Raw genomic sequence first — 16,611 nt, 5'->3', positions numbered from 1 at the left:
TTCGTCTCAGAAGATGTATTTAAGCACAACGAAACCGCCCACAAGCACCACGACGAACAATGTGGTGACCAGGGTGAGGCGCTTCTCAATGAAGGCGCGCACCGGTTCGCCGAAGAAATAAAGCAGGGTGGCGATGATGAAGAAGCGGCCGCCACGGGTCAGGACCGAGGCCAGGATGAAGATCTTGAGGTCGAATCCCGCCATGCCGGAGGCGATGGTGACGAATTTATAGGGGATGGGGGTCAGACCCTTGATGAGGATGATCCACAGGCCCCATTGCGCGAACATCGCCTGGAATTCGCCCATGGCGTCGGGATGGCCATAGAAGCTGAGGATTGAGGCACCGAGGCCTTCCAGCGAGGCGCCGATGAAATAGCCGGCGATGCCGCCCAGCACCGAGGCCACCGTCGCCACCAGGGCAAAGATCCAGGCCTTTTTCCGGTTGGCCAGGACCATCGGGATCAGCATGGGGTCGGGCGGAATGGGAAAGAACGAGCTTTCGGCAAAGGAAACCACCGCCAGTGCCCACGAAGCGTTCGGGCTTTCGGCCAAACGCATGATCCAATCGTAAAGTCTGCGCAGCACGGGGACACCGATCTCAAATGACGCGGGTCAACCTCGTATCAGGTCGCCGGGACCTTCACAACCGACCATGCTGCAACGCACTTAGTGAATGCTGAGCAGTGCCTCCGCATGGCGCCATTTGCCCGGGGTGATGATATCGGCTTTGGCGACTTTGACCGAATGCAGCTTGCCGTCGAGATTATGGCTCCAGAAATCGAGGAATTTGTGGAGCACCGGCAGGCGGGGGGCGAGATCATAATCCTGCCAGACATAGCTCTGCAGCAGACCGGGGTGATCGGGCAGGTGATAAAGGATCTCGGCGGTCACCAACCGGTAGTCACGCAGCTGCAGGCTTAACGGACGTATCTCCATAGGTCCTCCTCGTGGGGCAGTTAATCCATGAACCTTCTCTGATCGTTTGATGTCACTACGGTAACCGATGATACCGAGTCGGTTGCTAAGAAAGTATAAAAGTCTTTGTGATTACAGATGGTTAGCACTCAATTAACGAGATTGCTGCCAGGCTGGCCTTGTGGCTCCGATCCCGGCGGTGCCGAAATTGGCCAAAAATATCGCCATCAACCCCTGCGGCTATGCGTCCGGCGCACTTGACCTTTGCGCCGGAACGCCCTACCTGTCTGGCACTCGTCGACCCAGAGTGCTAGCAGCCGTCTTTCAAGCGGCGCTGGAGAGTGGGTCGGCGCGCAGGGAAAACATATTTTTCAGACACTTACGGAGGATCACCATGAAGTTCCGTCCGCTCCACGACCGCGTGCTCGTGCGTCGTATCGAGGGCATTGAAAAGACTGCCGGCGGGATCATCATCCCCGACACCGCCAAGGAAAAGCCGCAAGAGGGCGAAGTCATCGCCGCCGGCGCTGGCGTGAAGAACGAAGACGGCAAGCTCACGCCGCTCGACGTGAAGGCAGGCGACCGCATCCTGTTCGGCAAGTGGTCGGGCACGGAAGTGAAGGTCGACGGTGAAGATCTCCTCATCATGAAGGAATCGGACATCCTCGGCATCATCGAGGGCACCCCGGCTGCCAAGAAGAAGGTTGCCTGAGCGAGACCTCTCGCTTGATGGCGCCGCTTCGACAGAAATCAATTCAGGAGTTTAAATATTATGGCTGCTAAAGACGTACGTTTTTCAGCCGATGCCCGTGAGCGTATGCTGCGCGGTGTCGACATCCTCGCCAACGCCGTGAAGGTGACCTTGGGCCCGAAGGGCCGCAATGTCGTCATCGACAAGGCCTTCGGCGCTCCCCGTATCACCAAGGACGGTGTGACGGTCGCCAAGGAAATCGAGTTGGCCGACAAGTTCGAGAACATGGGCGCCCAGATGGTGCGCGAAGTGGCCTCGAAGACCAACGACCTCGCCGGTGACGGCACCACCACCGCGACCGTGCTGGCCCAGGCCATCGTGCGCGAAGGTGCCAAGGCCGTTGCCGCCGGCATCAACCCGATGGATCTGAAGCGCGGCATCGACTTCGCCGTCGAAGCCGTCGTCGAAGACATCAAGAAGCGCGCCAAGAAGGTCTCCACCTCGGAAGAAATCGCCCAGGTCGGCACGATTTCGGCCAACGGTGAAAAAGACATCGGCGCCATGATCGCCAAGGCGATGCAGAAGGTCGGCAACGAGGGCGTCATCACGGTGGAAGAAGCCAAGGGCCTCGACACCGAGCTCGAAGTCGTCGAAGGCATGCAGTTCGACCGTGGCTATCTCTCGCCGTACTTCATCACCAACGCCGAGAAGATGATCACCGATCTCGACAATCCGTACATCCTCCTGCACGAGAAGAAGCTCTCGAACCTGCAGGCGATGCTGCCGATCCTCGAAGCGGTGGTGCAGTCGGGCCGTCCGCTGCTCATCATTTCGGAAGACGTCGAAGGCGAAGCGCTGGCGACCCTGGTCGTCAACAAGCTGCGCGGTGGCCTCAAGGTCGCGGCCGTGAAGGCCCCGGGCTTCGGCGATCGCCGCAAAGCCATGCTCGAAGACATCGCCATCCTCACCGGTGGCCAGGTGATCTCCGAAGATCTCGGCATTAAGCTCGAGACCGTCACCCTCGACATGCTCGGCAAGGCCAAGAAGGTCGTGATCGAGAAGGAAAACACCACCATCGTCGACGGTGCTGGCAAGAAGAAAGAGATCGAAGGCCGCTGCTCGCAGATTCGCGCCCAGATCGAAGAAACCTCGTCGGAATACGACAAGGAAAAGCTTGCTGAGCGCCTGGCGAAGCTGGCTGGCGGCGTTGCCGTCATCCGCGTCGGCGGTGCCACCGAAGTTGAAGTGAAGGAACGCAAGGATCGCGTTGACGACGCCATGCACGCGACCCGTGCGGCCGTCGAAGAAGGCATCGTCGCCGGTGGTGGCGTGGCCCTCCTCTATTCGATCCGTGCGCTCGACAAGATTAAGGTCGACAACGACGAACAGAAGGTCGGTGTCGAAATCATCCGCCGTGCGCTGCAGGCGCCGGTCCGTCAGATCGCTGAAAATGCCGGCGTCGACGGTGCCGTCATTGCCGGCAAGCTGCTCGAAGGGAAGAGCACCAACTGGGGTTACAACGCCCAGACGGCGGAATTCCAGGACCTGGTGAAGGCCGGCGTCATCGACCCCGCGAAGGTCGTGCGTTGCGCCCTGCAGGATGCGGCCTCGGTCGCTGGCCTGCTGATCACCACCGAAGCGATGATCGCCGATCGTCCGGAAAAGAAGCCCGCCCCGATGGGTGGCGCTCCTGACATGGGCGGCATGGGCGGTATGGATTTCTAAGAAGAAATCCTGCGGCGGCATGGACTTCTAAAGTCCAGCCAACCCAGGCTGATTGGTATCGAGAACCCCGCGGCAGCAATGCCGCGGGGTTTTTGTTTGGCGTGGTGGTGAGGTTCTCGTGCGCCCCCTGCTAGTGCGCCCCCTGCCGCCACCACCGATCTGGTTTGGCGGGTTTTTTGTACCTGTCCGGCTTAAGCCTCTCGGGTCTAGGCTTGTCCTGGCTTTTAGCGCCTTCAGGCCTTTTCGTGCTTCAAGCTTTGATGGGATTAAAATCCCCAAATGAAAAGATGGCTTCCCCGGGAGCATAAATAATCGTATCCGATTGAATTGTGTACTTGACAGATTGAGATTGGCTCCCTTATTACATCGCATACGATGTCATCGTGTCCGTGAAAACGGTTACTTTTTGAGAAGGAAGTTCGCCATGACCACGACCCAGACTGCGACCCTGGCTGCGACCAAGATCCAGCCCACGACTGCAAAAGTTCTCTTCACCGGCAGGACCCACAGCACAGGCGGCCGCGACGGCGCCGCGCGCAGCAGCGACGGCTTCGTCGACCTCAAGCTGCCGCAGCCGCATCCGGCTGCCGAGAACCTCTTCGCTGCCGCCTGGTCGGCCTGTTACATCGGCGCGATCGAGGTCGCCGCCGGCCAACGGAAGATCAAGCTGCCGGCCTCACCGGCGGTCGATGCTGAGATCGACCTCAACCTTGCCGACGGTGCCTATTTCCTGCGGGCCCGTTTCAATGTCAGCGTACCGGGTGTCGATCACGACACCGCGCGCGAGCTGGCCGAGGCGGCGCATGGGATCTGCCCGTACTCCAAGGCAATCCACGGCAATATCGACGTCTCGACAAACATCATCTGAACGGGACCAGTCCGGGCCTGCCTGGCTTGCSGGGCAGGCCCATTTCCCTGAAACGAAACGCAGTGGAGCGGGCCTGATGGCCGCGATAAAATAGTCAAACACGTGCTGTCTTGACGGGTTGTATTCGTTATGTTCTATTCCCCTAATAAGGTTAGAACAAACTGGACCCGCGCCGCATGCCCATTCTCGCTTTGGCCGTCATTGCCCTGCAGATCTTCATGGCCGTCCATGTCGTCCGCAGTGGCAATTCCTGCTGGTGGCTCAGCATCATCCTCTTCTTTCCCCTGATCGGCAGTCTCATCTATTTCTTCGTCGAGGTGGCTCCCGCGCTGCAGGTTTCACCCAAGGTCGTGCGTGTGGACCAGGAGCGTTGGCGCCGCGCTGCTGCCGCGGCCCAGGCGCCGGACATCAGCGCGCGCCGGGTGGCGGATGTGGTCAACAATGGCTCGGTCAACAACAAGATCGTGCTGGCGGAAGAATGCGTGGTGCAGGAACGCTATGCTGAAGCGATCCGGCTTTATGAAAGTGCGCGCGAGGGCTATTTCGTCAATGCGGCGGATCTGCTGATCGGCCTTGCCCGCGCCCGCTTTGCCCATGGCGATTATGCTGAAACCCGGCAGGTGCTGCGTGACCTCGCTGGCGCCCATCCCAACTCCTTCGCCCAGGAACGGACCATCCTCAGTGCCCGCGCGGTGGCGGCGGCCGGGGATCATGCGACAGCGATTGCGGAGCTGGAAACGCTGCTGGAGCGCAAGGACAGTCTCGAAGCCCGCCGGCTGGAGGCGCGCTATTACTACGCCGAGATCCTCTGGCAGCAAGGTGCGCAGGAGCGTGCCCGCGCCGAGCTCGCCGAGATCGTGAAGCACGGCAAGCTGTTCCGCATGACCGAGGACGAAGAATATTGGGTGCGCCGGGCGGGCGATGCACAGAGGGCGATTTCTTGAGAGCGTTAGCTTGTTGCAGGGTGAGAGGCTATCGGCCCAACAAAACCCCATCGACAAATAGCTGTGACGCGCACAGCATGACGCCATGAACGCCTGTCTCGTCCTTGCCGCGAAGCAAATCGTGCTGGCGGCCGGTTCCTTCACCTTGCTGTGGTCGGAACCCGGCCATGATGCGCGCTGGGAGGAGGATTGGACGGTTGGCCTGGCCGGCTTCCAGCTGATCGAGACGCGTGTCTCCGGCGACGGATTGCAGCCACCGGCAGGCGCCGAACAGGACGGCGGAATCTGGCGCTATCACCCGGCCCTCGCGCTGATCGAAGACCAGCTCTTGATCGAGAAGCATCCAGCGCGTGGTGGCTACTGGAGCATCTGCAGCGGAGATACATGCTGGGACATCTCGCTCCTCGACCGCACGGAAAATGAAACATCCATGCTGAAACCTTGCCCGTAAGACTCAGCCCTCCACCCGATGCACATCATGCGTCACCACGCCGGTGCTGCCGATGGGACGGGCCAGGAATTCCGGGTGCTTCAGTGTTTCGCGGATATCGTCGAGCCCGGCCTGCCAATGTTCGCGCATGTTGAGGAGACTGAATTCGTAATCCTTGCTGTGGGTCTCGAACTGCTTGTCGCGGTAGATGAGCTGGACCGTGTTGTAGACCTTGGAGCAGGAAAGTTCGCGTAACGACGCCACCTCGGCATCGTTCTGCAACTCGGCAGGAATCTTGTCGACGGCCTTGCGGAGTGCATGCCGGAGGCGCTGCATCTGGCCGGCGACATCGGTCACCAGACGCGTGCGGCTGGAATAGGTGATGTCCTTCTGCCGCTCGGCGACGTCGAGCAGATTTTGCGGCATCTGACCCTTGGCCGACCACAGATCGACCTGGAAGGTCAGCGTATCGCGCCGCGGTGGGCGGGAGAGAACTTCCATGAGCGGCGTGTTGGAGACGAGACCGCCATCCCAATAATGCCTGCCCTCGATCTCGACCGCGGGGAAACCCGGTGGCAGGGCACCCGATGCCATGAAATGCTCTGGCACCAGCTTCCGGTTGGCATTGTCGAAATATTCGAAATTGCCGGTCTCGACATCGACGGCGCCCACCGAGACGCGCGTCTCGCGCGCATTGATGCGATCGAAATCGACCAGCCGCTCCAGGGTCGCCTTCAGGGGCGCCGTGTCATAGAAGCTGCTCGCCTCCGGCCCGCCGAACGTGTTGAGGAAGGGCGGCGGCATCCGCGGCGTGAAGAAGCCGCGCTGGCCTTCTACAATCGCCCGCATCGACGACCAGGCGCCGGCCAAGGTCCGCATGTCGCCATCGCCCAGCACGCTCGCTACTTCAGCGCCAAGCGTGAAGGCTGGGAACAGGGCCGACTGACAGATCGTCTCCCAGAACTCGCTGAGCTTTTCCAGCCGCTTTTCCGGTGCATTGCCACCAAGGATCGCGGCATTCAAGGCGCCGATGGAGATACCGGCAAACCAGTTGGGCTGGATGCCCGCCTCATGGAGACCTTGATAGACACCGGCCTGGTAGCTGCCCAAGGCACCACCGCCCTGGAGCACCAGGGCGACGGTTTCATAAGGCGGCAGCTCGATCTTCTGGGACTTCATTTCGAGAATTTGGCTCACTGCATATGCCAGCCATGGCTGACGGTGATCGACTGGCCGGTCAGGGCCGCCGACGGGAACGAGGCCAGGAACAAGGCCGTCTGCGCCACGTCCTCCACCGTCGTGAAGATGCCGTCCACGGTTTCCTTCAGCATGATGGTCTTGATCACCTGCTCTTCGGTGATGCCGAACTCCTTGGCCTGCTCGGGGATCTGCTTCTCGACGAGCGGTGTCCGCACGAAGCCCGGGCAGATCACGTTGACGCGGACATTATACTCGGCCCCTTCCTTGGCGGCGACGCGCGCAAGACCGAGGAGGCCGTGCTTTGCCGCGACATAGGGCGCCTTCAGCTTGGACGCCTCGTGGGAGTGGACCGAACCCATATAGATGATCGAGCCACCCTTTTTGTCCTTGTACATGTGGCGCATGGCGGCCCGCGTCGTGAGGAACGCGCCATCCATATGGATGGCCAGCATCTTCTTCCAATCGGCAAAGGCGAAGTCGACGATGGGTTTGACGATCTGGATGCCGGCATTGGAGATCATGATGTCGAGCCCGCCCAGTTTCTGGACGGCGAGGTCGGTACCCTTGTCGACCGCTTCCTCGTTGGTGACGTCCATGGCAATGCCGATGGCTTTGCCGCCCTTGGCCACGATCTCGGCCGCTGCCTGGTCGGCGCCGGCCTGGTTGAGATCGGCGATCGCAATCGCCGCACCCGCCGCCGCATAGGTTTCGGCGATCGACTTGCCGATGCCGCTTGCCGCCCCGGTGATGAGTGCCACTTTACCGTCCAAACGCATAACCATCTCCTAATTTCAATGCGGATATTGCCAAGTCCCGCCACAAGATTATCCTGACTCCTGGGTAAGCCTGATGACAACGGACAAACGGCAGGTCCGTTCAGCGCCGTGCGCTTTTGCCGCGTACCTGCCTAATTATGCGTCACCCAGCCCTGCAGAATCTCAGTTCAAGACGATTTGCGCGTCGCGGATCACGCAATCCTTGCCGTTGATCGGCAGCAGGTCCATGGGGCAGGCGGAGAAAACAGCGACGAGGTCCATCTCGGCACGGAAGGTAATAGCGTCGCCGGGCATGCTCATCGGCTCGTTCCAGAACAGATCGCCGTTGAGCTCCCAGGGAATGTTCATGAAAAGATTGAGCGGCGACGGGGTCTCCGTGGCTTTCAGGCCCAGCGTGGCCAAGGCCGCGGCGAGGTTCTCGGTACAATTGTCGTGATGCCCCGTATGGCCGAGCTGGTGGTAGCGATGCGTGTCGCAGGCGGCGATGAGCGTGTCATGCCGCCCGGGCGAGGTATCATCGGTCACGGTGAGGATCGGCCGCCGCCTGGTGGTGAGATAGGAATCGCCTATCCGCATGCAAAGCCGCCGCAATCCGGCGCGGGTATGCTCCATCGACATGAATTCCGCCATGTCGGCGGCGTTGAAGGCCCAGGTGTCGACCACTTGCGTGCCGTAGGTGTTCACCACGGTAAAAGTCTTCCCTGTGGGAACCTTCATCGCCAGGCCCTTGCGGGCCGGAACGGTCAAATTTGTCGCACCCATGGCATCCGATTCCTTGCTCAATCTTAGCGTCAGTTGATTTGAATCAAGACCGGCGGCGGGGTCAATCCTTAACCTCCCACCCATGAACTTCGACTCTCCGAAACTCGACTCTCAGAAACTCGGGCCGATGATCACCGATCACCTCATCGCCATCTACGACCGGCCGGTGCCGCGCTATACCTCCTATCCGACGGCGCCGCATTTTCAGGCCGGTGTCACACCGGACACAATGGTGGCATGGCTGCAGGAGCTGCCGGCAGAGATGCCGCTCTCGCTCTATCTGCATGTGCCCTTCTGCCAGAAGATGTGCTGGTATTGCGGCTGCAACACCCAGATCGTGGCGCGGCCGCAGCCGATCGCCGCTTTCGCACAGACACTGATAACCGAGATCGAGAGGGTGGGGGCGCTGCTGGCGGCCGCTGGACATCAGCGCGTCGTCAGCAGCATTCATTTCGGAGGCGGCACGCCCAACAGCCTCGCACCCGATGATTTTCGGCGCGTCATGGCAGCACTTGGTGAAAACTTTGCGCTGGAGCCGGATCTCGATCTTGCCATTGAGCTCGACCCGCGCACACTCAGCGACGAATTCATTGCCGCGATGCGTGCTTGCGGCGTCCATCGCGCATCCCTGGGTGTTCAGGATTTCGACCCCGTCGTGCAAATGGCGGTCAACCGGGTGCAGCCCTTCGATCTGGTTGAGGCATGTGTCGCGAAATTGCGCGCAGCCGGCATCCGCACGCTCAATCTCGACCTCATCTACGGCCTGCCGTTCCAGAGTGTTTCGGGCCTGCGCCGCACCGTGCAACAGGCGGCCGCCCTTCAGCCGGACCGTATCGCGCTCTTCGGCTATGCCCATGTGCCTTGGATGAAGCCGCATCAACGGCTGATCGATGAAGTCACCTTGCCGGATGCCTATGCGCGCTTTCGCCAGTTCGAGGCGGCAGCGCAGGCGCTCTCCGCCCTCGATTACAGCCGCATCGGCCTCGATCATTTTGCCCGTGCAGACGATGCGCTGACCCGCGCCCGCGACGCCGGTACCATGAAGCGCAATTTCCAGGGCTATACCGCCGACCGGGCCGATGCGTTGATCGGCTTCGGGCCCAGCGCCATTTCAGCCTTGCCCCAAGGCTATGCACAGAATGCGCCGGATCATGCGCCCTGGCGCACGGCGATCGACGCGGGGCGTCTGGCGGTCGTCAAAGGTGTTGCCGTCACGGCGGAGGACCAGCAGCGGCGCGCCATCATCGAACAATTGATGTGTTTCGGGAATGTCGATCTTGCTGCCTTTGCATTCGATCCGCAGACGGTGGCTCTCCGACTGCAGCCATTGCTCGAGGATGGCTTGATTCATCTGGCGGGATCGCATGTCACCGTGACGGAACGCGGCCTGCCGTTCCAGCGCGTGGTGGCCGCCGCTTTCGATGCCTATCTGGCGCCCAGTAATCTGAACTCGGGCAACCTGAACTCGGGCAATGTGGCACCTGGCAACAAACGCCACAGCAGGGCCGTGTAATCAGCTCTTGAAGCAGGCCGCGACGAACTGCCGGAAGGCCAAGGCGCGGTGGCTCATCTCATGTTTTTTGGCCGGGTCCATCTCGCCGAACGTGATGTCGTAGCCATCCGGCCGGAAGATCGGGTCGTAGCCGAAGCCCTTCGTGCCGCGTGGCGCATCCACGATCTCGCCCCAGACCTCGCCTTCGAATTCGTCGCAATGGCCATCGGGCCAGGCGAGTGCCAGTGCCGAGACGAAGCGCCCGCGGCGATCACTTTTGCCGTTCAGCAAATCGAGCACCTTGCCCATCGCCATGGCAAAGTCCTTGGCGGGCCCGGCCCAGCGCGCCGAATAGATGCCGGGGTCGCGGTTGAGGGCCATCACTTCGAGGCCGGAATCGTCGGCCAAAGCGGGCAGCTTGGCGGCAGTTGCCGCAGCCACCGCCTTCAGCCGCGCATTGCCGATGAAACTCGTCTCGGTCTCTTCCGGTTCCGGCAGGCCCAAGGCGCCGGCTGACACCACATCGATGCCATAGGGTGCCAGCAGCTCGACGATCTCCTTGAGCTTGCCGGGATTGTGGCTGGCGAGGACCAGCTTCCCGCCTTGGGCTCCTGGGGTGAAATGCCGCGCCATTACTTCTTCTTCGCCGCGGCAGCTTCGAGGGCGGCGCGCTGCATGGCAAAGAGCTCGGTCGTGCCATGACGGGCCAGTGCCAGCAATTCGGCAAACTGGCTGTCGGTGAAAGCTTCCTTTTCGGCGGTTGCCTGCACTTCCACCATGCCGCCCTTGTTGGTGAGGACGAAATTGGCATCAGCCTCGGCGTTGGAATCTTCCGGATAATCGAGGTCGAGGACCGCGTTGCCGTTGTAGAGACCGCAGGAGATGGCGGCCACCTGGTCGACGAGCGGGATCGACTTCAAGGCGCCCATGTCCTTCATCAGCCGCAGGCATTCATGAAGCGCGATATAGGAACCGGTGATGGCGGCGGTGCGGGTGCCGCCATCGGCCTGGATCACGTCGCAGTCGATCTTGATCTGGCGTTCGCCCAGCGCCTTCATGTCGGTGACGGCGCGCAATGCCCGGCCGATCAGGCGCTGGATTTCCTGGGTGCGGCCGGACTGCTTGCCCTTGGCGGCCTCGCGGTCGCCACGGGTATGGGTGGCGCGCGGCAGCATGCCGTATTCCGCGGTGACCCAGCCCTTGCCGGAATTCTTCAGGAAGGGCGGCACCTTCTCATCCAGCGAAGCCGTGCAGATGACATGGGTGTCGCCGAATTTCACCAGGCAGGAGCCTTCGGCATGGCGGTTGAAACCGACGATGAATTCGACATTGCGCAGCTGGTTGGCGGCGCGACCGGATGGACGCATGGGATGCTGACCTCATTCTAGGGCGGGAATTTGGCGGGAACCTACACGCTGGCGCGAGGCCCGGCAACCAGCCCGGATTCCCGGCCAAAATACCTCGAAAGCTGCTTAATCGCCGCCGATTGTGACGCCGGTCACCGCCGCCAGCCCGAATCCTGCGAACCAGCGGCCCCCCTGAGGACGACGGACGGGTAAGTCCTTAATTCCGTCCATCCAACCTTTTGGGGGAACGCCATCATGCCGATCGAGATCAACGCCGATATCCTCAAGAAATTCGGCTATGTGTTCTACAATTACATTGCCGGCACCAACGCCGATAATTCCTTCGGCGGGACCGACAAGGCCGACTGGATCCAGAGCTTCGGTGGTCAGGACACGGTCCACGGTTTCGGCGGCAATGACAAGATCGAAGGCGGCACCGGCCATGACGCGCTTTATGGCGACGATGGCCATGATGTGCTGTGGGGTGAAGAAGGCAATGACGCCCTCTATGGCGGCAATGGCAACGATGTGCTCGACGGCGGCGACGGCCATGACGCGCTGGCCGGCGGCGAGAATTTCGACCAGCTCTATGGTGGTGCCGGCAATGACTGGCTGTGGGGCGAAGGTGGCGATGACAGCCTCGTCGGCGACGAAGGCAATGACAAGCTTTATGGCGATGAAGGCAATGACGGCCTCCATGGCGGCGATGGCAATGACCGGCTCTTCGGCGGCGAAGGCAATGACACGCTGCTGGGTGCCGGCGACAATGACGAAATGTATGGTGAGGCCGGCAACGACACGCTGGAGGGTGGCACTGGCCATGACAAATTGTGGGGCGGCGACGGCAATGACAGCCTGAGCGGCGGTGATGGCGATGATGAGCTGCACGGCGAGGGCAATCTCGACAATCTCGTCGGCGGTGCCGGCAACGACAAGCTGTTCGGCGATGCTGGCGCCGACATCCTCATCGGCGAAGATGGCAATGACACGATCTATGGCGGCAGCGGCAACGATTACATTGCGGCCGGCGACGATGTGAACACGATCTTCGCCGAGGAGGGCGACGATTACCTGACCTTCGACGGCGTGCTCGATTATGCCTGGAGCGGTACCGGCCATGACAAGCTGGCCTTCGACGTCGACAATTATGATGGCAAGGCCGCGATCAACGATTTCGACCTGTGGGACGATATGTTGGTATTCAACGGCTGGTCGGGCGATGTCGATTTGGTCAAGAGTGCTGCCGGAGATGTCCAGTTCAACTTCAGCAATGGCGGGTCCGTGATCCTGACCAATGTCGACTATCAGCAAGGCATGACCCTCGATAGCTTCAATATCGAGTGGAACTGACCTCAGCGGAACAGAATCCCAGGCCCCGCAATCTCCTCCGCCATAGTGGTTTGGGCGGTTATCCGAGAAATAGGCCATCGGGGAAATGGAAGGGCGCCGGCGCAGGTCGGCGCCCTTGTTGCTGCGCCGGTCCAATATCAAAGGGGCCGGCGCCCGGTCACAGATGAATAAAATCCAGTCTATTTTGGCGGCCTCTGGCCCGGTTTCGCGGCAAGGATCTGCCAAAGCTAAGGAATCCTTAGCACCTGGGGACCTAATGTTAACGTTGGGCAAACATAGTTTTGGCTCTTGGCAGCAGTCCTTTATGGTGCGGGGCACGGGTGGTGCGGTGAGAATTGGGTTGATGACGAAAGCCGATGTAACGCGTGCAGTGCCGAAAAAGGGAACGCACCAGGACGTGACGTCCGCGGTCGGCGACGTGCCCTGTGTGGACAAAGCCGGCCCCGAAAAATCACTTCCCGAGAAATCACTCCCCGAAAAATCACTCCTGGGCCATCCGCCGGCCCCTACCGTCAGCGCCAGCGAAGAAACCGAATCCCTGTTTCGTGCCGTCTTTGAACAGGCGGCCATCGGCATCTGCTATTCCGATTTCGATGGCGTGTTCATCCGCGTCAATCAGCGCTTCTGCGACATCACCGGCTACAGCATGCAGGAGCTGATCGGGCGCAGCTTCGCCGAGATCACACATCCCGACGATGTCGCCATCGATGACCAATTGGGCGACGATCTTGTCGCCGGCAAGCGCGGCCCCTATACCATCGAAAAACGCTATATCGGCAAGGATGGCAGCCTCATCTGGGTGCGCCTCACCGTGACGCTGGCACGCACCCGTGACGGCGCACCGCACCGCTTGATCGGCGTGGTGGAAGATATCAGCCAAGTCATGCAGACCGAACAGGCCTTGAAGCGCAGCGAAGCGCGCCTGCAGGAAGCCCAACGCATCGCGCGCCTCGGTGCCTGGGAAATCGATCATTCTGCCGGTACCCGTGTCTGGTCGGACGAGGTGTTTGCCATCCTGGAGCTGGAGCGCGATCCTGCGACCAATTTCTATCTCGCCTTCGAGGACGCGATCCATCCCCTCGACCGTGACCGCGTCGCGCGCATCTTTGCCAATTCGCTGGCCAACCACGCGCCCTGCGACATGACCTATCGCGTGGTGATGCCGGACGGTCGCATCAAGCATGTCGAAGTGCATGGCCGCACCTTCTACGATGCCGGTGGCCGGCCGACGCGCTCGATCGGCACGGTCCAGGACATCACGGTGCAAAAGCAAAGCGAGATCGCGCTGCGGCAGGCCAAGGAAAGCGCTGAAATGGCCAACCGCGCCAAATCGGACTTTCTGGCCAATATGAGCCATGAACTGCGCACGCCGCTGAACGCCGTCCTGGGCTATGCGCAGTTGCTGGAAACCGAGATTGCAGGGCCCTTGCTGCCCAAGCAGCGCGATTATATCCGCGACATCATGTCGGGCGGCGAGCATCTCCTGGAATTGATCAAGGATATTCTCGAACTGGCCAAGATCGATGCCGGGCGCATCGGCCTCAAGATCGAGGAGATCGAGGTGGCGGGCGTCATCAACGCGGTCCTGCCGCTTATCGAAAGCATGGGCGCCGCGCGTGCCATCACGCTCAAAATCGCCCAGCCCGCGGCGGCCTTGCCCCTGGTGCGGGCGGATGGCGTGCGCCTTCGGCAGATCCTTCTCAACCTCCTCACCAACGCGATCAAATACAACCGGCAGAGCGGCAATGTCGATGTGACCTGCGCTGTGGTGAAGCCTGGCTTCCTGCGCATCTCGGTTGCTGATACCGGCACCGGCATCCGGCCGGAGCGGCAGGCGGAGCTGTTCACCCCGTTCAACCGCCTGGGGGCGGAAACCCTGGCCATCGAAGGTACCGGCATCGGCCTTGCCATCACCAAGCGCCTCACCGAACTGATGAACGGCCAGATCGGCTTCAAGAGCGTTTTCGGCCAGGGCAGCACCTTCTGGGTGGAACTGCCCCTGGCGGAAGGGCAGGCGGCTGATCTTGCGCCCAAGGTTGCGGCTGCGGCCGTGGCGGAGCCAGCGCCGGAAGCGCCGCGCAGCCCCGTCAAGGAACCCGCGCCATCCAGCACCCGCCCGGTCTTCCCCGCCATGGCCGAACCCCATGTGCCGCGGGCAACCCGGGCGCCGCGGCGCATTCTTTATGTCGAAGACAATCCGGCCCATGTGCGTCTCATCGAACGCGCGCTGACACAGCTCGACTATGTCTCTCTCACCACGGTGCATACGGCGGAACTGGGCCTTGCCGCCATGCGTTCCATGGCACCGGACCTGATCCTCATCGATCTGGGCGACCAGGATATGATGCGCCGCGATTCTCACCGCCGCCTGATGGCGATGGCGGACGAGCGCCGCGTCGCTATCCTCGACCTCAGCGCCAACCAGGCCATCGCCCGTGACCAGCTTGCCGACCGGGGCAGCGACAAGGTCGGGATCGAACTGGTCGATATTCCGCGCCTCCTCATCGAAATCGAACGCCGCATCGCCCATCAGGATTAAGGGGCCGATCCGGCAAAGCCCTTTCCGGGGCTATGGTCACGCGCAACGGGTGGCAAATCCCGTTCCGGCGTCCTATATCAGGAGGCCAATTCCCGTGAGACCCCGACGGAGCCCCGCCCCATGTCCAGTATCGCCACCACCGACCAGCTGTTTTTCGAGCGCGCCGGCCTCAACCAGCGCAAGGTTGAAACCCTGGTGGGCGATGCCTTGAACGGCGCCGATGATGGCGAGTTGTACCTGGAATACCAGCAGTCGGAGGCGCTTTCCTTCGATGACGGGCGGCTGAAAAGCGCCAGTTTCGACACCACCCAGGGCTTCGGGCTGCGCGCCATTGCCGGTGAAATCTCCGGCTATGCCCATGCAAGCGACCTCTCCGAAGGCGCCTTGGCCCGCGCGGCCCAGACCGTGAAGGCGGTCCATGCCGGCCATAACGGCGCCCTCGATGTCGGCCCGGTCGGCACCAACCGCCAGCTCTACAGCCCGGACAATCCCTTGGGCCTGCTGCCCTTCGAGCAGAAGGTGAAGCTGCTTGAGGAAATCGATGCCTATGCCCGTGCAAAGGATCCGCGCGTCCGGCAGGTGATGGCCTCCATCTCCGGTTCCTGGTCGGCCATTCAGATCATCCGCGGCGACGGCAGCCGCATGGCCGATATCCGTCCGCTGGTGCGCCTCAACATCTCGGTCATGGTGGAAGAAAACGGCCGCATGGAAACGGGCTCCTTCGGCTCGGGCGGCCGCGTCACCTATGACGGCGTGGTCGATCCCGCCCATTGGCAGGCAGGTGCTGACGAGGCGCTGCGCCAGGCCATCGTCAATCTGGGCTCGGTCCCCGCACCTGCCGGCGAAATGCCCGTGGTGCTTGGGCCGGGCTGGCCGGGCATCCTCCTCCATGAGGCGATCGGCCATGGGCTGGAGGGCGATTTCAACCGCAAGAAGACCTCTGCTTTCGCCGGCCTCATGGGCCAACGCATCGCCGCCCCCGGTGTCACGGTCGTCGATGACGGCACGCTCACCGACCGCCGCGGCTCGCTCACCATCGACGATGAAGGCACGCCGACACAATGCACGACCTTGATCGAGGACGGCATCCTCAAAGGCTATATCCAGGACCGGCAGAATGCACGCCTCATGGGCATGAAGCCAACCGGCAACGGGCGGCGCCAGAGCTTCGCGCATAACCCGATGCCGCGCATGACCAACACCATCATGCTGAATGGCAAGCACGCGCCGGAAGATGTGTTGGCTTCGGTGAAGAAGGGTCTCTACGCGGTCAATTTCGGCGGTGGGCAGGTCGACATCACGTCGGGCAAATTCGTCTTCTCGGCATCCGAAGCCTATCTCATCGAAGACGGCAAGATCGGCCCGGCCGTGAAGGGTGCGACCCTCATCGGCAACGGCCCGGACGTGCTGACCAAGGTCGGCATGATCGGCAATGATATGAAGCTCGACACCGGTGTCGGCACCTGCGGCAAAGAAGGCCAAGGCGTCCCCGTCGGTGTCGGTCAACCCACCCTGCGCATCGACGCCCTCACGGTCGGCGGCACGGCGGCGTAAAAGCCCCTCACCCCAACCC

16 protein-coding genes are annotated in these 16,611 nt (G+C 61.6%); 9 read left to right on the top strand and 7 right to left on the bottom strand.

Translation table 11 applies throughout. The features are described 5' to 3' along the window. Positions 1-6: 6 nt before the first annotated feature. Positions 7-558: a YqaA family protein gene (locus AC1DWZ_RS04970; protein WP_477167765.1), complete on the bottom strand. Its 552-nt coding sequence runs from the start codon at positions 556-558 to the stop codon at positions 7-9. Between the two features lie 108 nt (positions 559-666). Further along, on the bottom strand, positions 667-936 hold the full coding sequence (locus AC1DWZ_RS04965; RefSeq protein WP_477167764.1) for an usg protein: 270 nt from the start codon (positions 934-936) through the stop codon (positions 667-669). 373 nt (positions 937-1,309) lie between these two features. Between AC1DWZ_RS04965 and groES the strand changes: the two genes are divergently transcribed. The 5 genes from groES to AC1DWZ_RS04940 all read left to right on the top strand — a co-directional run bounded on the left by groES (position 1,310) and on the right by AC1DWZ_RS04940 (position 5,594). Then, positions 1,310-1,627, top strand: a complete 318-nt coding sequence (gene groES / locus AC1DWZ_RS04960; RefSeq protein ID WP_477167763.1) for a co-chaperone GroES — start codon at positions 1,310-1,312, stop codon at positions 1,625-1,627. 60 nt (positions 1,628-1,687) lie between these two features. Beyond that, complete coding sequence (groL, locus tag AC1DWZ_RS04955) at positions 1,688-3,331, top strand: chaperonin GroEL (protein ID WP_477167762.1); 1,644 nt, start codon at positions 1,688-1,690, stop codon at positions 3,329-3,331. 424 nt (positions 3,332-3,755) lie between these two features. Beyond that, positions 3,756-4,199: an Ohr family peroxiredoxin gene (locus AC1DWZ_RS04950; RefSeq protein WP_477167761.1), complete on the top strand. Its 444-nt coding sequence runs from the start codon at positions 3,756-3,758 to the stop codon at positions 4,197-4,199. A gap of 176 nt (positions 4,200-4,375) precedes the next feature. Then, positions 4,376-5,143, top strand: a complete 768-nt coding sequence (locus AC1DWZ_RS04945) for a tetratricopeptide repeat protein (protein WP_477167760.1) — start codon at positions 4,376-4,378, stop codon at positions 5,141-5,143. An 85-nt stretch (positions 5,144-5,228) separates the two neighbouring features. After that, positions 5,229-5,594, top strand: a complete 366-nt coding sequence (locus AC1DWZ_RS04940) for a hypothetical protein (RefSeq protein ID WP_477167759.1) — start codon at positions 5,229-5,231, stop codon at positions 5,592-5,594. 3 nt (positions 5,595-5,597) lie between these two features. Here the strand turns inward: AC1DWZ_RS04940 and AC1DWZ_RS04935 are convergent, their stop codons facing one another. From AC1DWZ_RS04935 to AC1DWZ_RS04925, 3 genes are all read right to left on the bottom strand, one after another. Beyond that, positions 5,598-6,770, bottom strand: a complete 1,173-nt coding sequence (locus AC1DWZ_RS04935) for a DUF3734 domain-containing protein (RefSeq protein WP_477167758.1) — start codon at positions 6,768-6,770, stop codon at positions 5,598-5,600. Continuing rightward, entirely contained in the window at positions 6,767-7,549 is a 783-nt protein-coding gene (locus AC1DWZ_RS04930) for a 3-hydroxybutyrate dehydrogenase (protein WP_477167757.1), read from the bottom strand. Before AC1DWZ_RS04930 ends, AC1DWZ_RS04935 begins: the two co-directional genes overlap by 4 nt. 162 nt (positions 7,550-7,711) lie before the next feature. Further along, positions 7,712-8,311 (bottom strand): DUF1989 domain-containing protein, encoded by a 600-nt coding sequence (locus AC1DWZ_RS04925; RefSeq protein ID WP_477167756.1) that lies wholly within the window; start codon positions 8,309-8,311, stop codon positions 7,712-7,714. A gap of 127 nt (positions 8,312-8,438) precedes the next feature. Between AC1DWZ_RS04925 and hemN the strand changes: the two genes are divergently transcribed. Beyond that, positions 8,439-9,824 (top strand): oxygen-independent coproporphyrinogen III oxidase, encoded by a 1,386-nt coding sequence (gene hemN, locus AC1DWZ_RS04920; RefSeq protein ID WP_477167755.1) that lies wholly within the window; start codon positions 8,439-8,441, stop codon positions 9,822-9,824. Here the strand turns inward: hemN and rdgB are convergent, their stop codons facing one another. Beyond that, the gene (gene rdgB, locus AC1DWZ_RS04915) at positions 9,825-10,436 is read right to left on the bottom strand and encodes an RdgB/HAM1 family non-canonical purine NTP pyrophosphatase (protein WP_477167754.1); all 612 of its coding nucleotides are present in this window, start codon (positions 10,434-10,436) and stop codon (positions 9,825-9,827) included. It lies immediately after the preceding gene. After that, entirely contained in the window at positions 10,436-11,170 is a 735-nt protein-coding gene (gene rph, locus AC1DWZ_RS04910) for a ribonuclease PH (protein WP_477167753.1), read from the bottom strand. The genes rdgB and rph overlap by 1 nt, the downstream gene beginning before the upstream one ends. 234 nt (positions 11,171-11,404) lie before the next feature. Here rph and AC1DWZ_RS04905 point away from each other — a divergent pair, with 234 nt between their 5' ends. The 3 genes from AC1DWZ_RS04905 to tldD all read left to right on the top strand — a co-directional run bounded on the left by AC1DWZ_RS04905 (position 11,405) and on the right by tldD (position 16,592). Further along, the gene (locus tag AC1DWZ_RS04905; protein ID WP_477167752.1) at positions 11,405-12,499 is read left to right on the top strand and encodes a calcium-binding protein; all 1,095 of its coding nucleotides are present in this window, start codon (positions 11,405-11,407) and stop codon (positions 12,497-12,499) included. A gap of 343 nt (positions 12,500-12,842) precedes the next feature. Beyond that, positions 12,843-15,038: a PAS domain S-box protein gene (locus tag AC1DWZ_RS04900; RefSeq protein ID WP_477167751.1), complete on the top strand. Its 2,196-nt coding sequence runs from the start codon at positions 12,843-12,845 to the stop codon at positions 15,036-15,038. A gap of 120 nt (positions 15,039-15,158) precedes the next feature. Continuing rightward, the gene (gene tldD / locus AC1DWZ_RS04895; protein WP_477167750.1) at positions 15,159-16,592 is read left to right on the top strand and encodes a metalloprotease TldD; all 1,434 of its coding nucleotides are present in this window, start codon (positions 15,159-15,161) and stop codon (positions 16,590-16,592) included. Positions 16,593-16,611 lie beyond the last annotated feature (19 nt).

The sequence above is a fragment of the Dongia sp. P2_B8 genome (assembly GCF_056404715.1).
Note: the sequence above shows the minus strand (reverse complement) of the source record. Positions and strands in the feature narration are given on the sequence as shown.